Raw genomic sequence first — 542 nt, forward strand, 5'->3', positions numbered from 1 at the left:
CCGGGAAGGTAGTGGGCCGTCGCCACGTCGACCCGGTCGAGCGGGTCGTAGGTGAACGTGTAAAGCGGACTGGCCGGGATCTCGCTGTCCGTTGCCGTTTCGAGATTGCCCGAAGCGTCGTAGCTGTAGGAGACGGTCCGAAAGAACTCGGCCGTACGATCCTCGTCGGCTACGGATTCGATTTCCTATGTGCGGAACCGCACTTAGCAACGATTTCCTCCAGGCGAAGACACCGAAAGCCGATTTTTTGCCTAGAAGCGAGTTTCGGGTTAGCCCGAATAATTCATGAAGAAGTCGCGTTCCTGAATTGAAGAAGGCCCCAGTTGCGGCAGAAACGTGTTGCGCCACGCGTTTCCCCTCAACAAGGGCCCCTTCATGACGCCGGATACTCCCGCACAGACTGTCACCTTTCCCGACTTGATCTCGAAGCCCGTCGTGGCCGCCTTCGACCAGGAGCACAGCAGCTCCGACGGCGGAGCCTTGTTGCTCAAGGCCATCGACGAGAAGCTGGGGCTGAGCGAGCAATTGGCGGAGTGCCTTCG

1 protein-coding gene is annotated in these 542 nt (G+C 59.2%); it reads left to right on the forward strand.

Annotated elements, in window-relative coordinates; all coding sequences use genetic code 11:
- Positions 1-336: 336 nt before the first annotated feature.
- Positions 337-542, forward strand: a 206-nt coding sequence (locus GY937_09280) for a hypothetical protein (GenBank protein ID MCP5056900.1), incomplete at its 3' end; no start/stop codon positions are given.

The organism is bacterium, from assembly GCA_024228115.1.
Classification (GTDB): domain Bacteria; phylum Myxococcota_A; class UBA9160; order UBA9160; family UBA6930.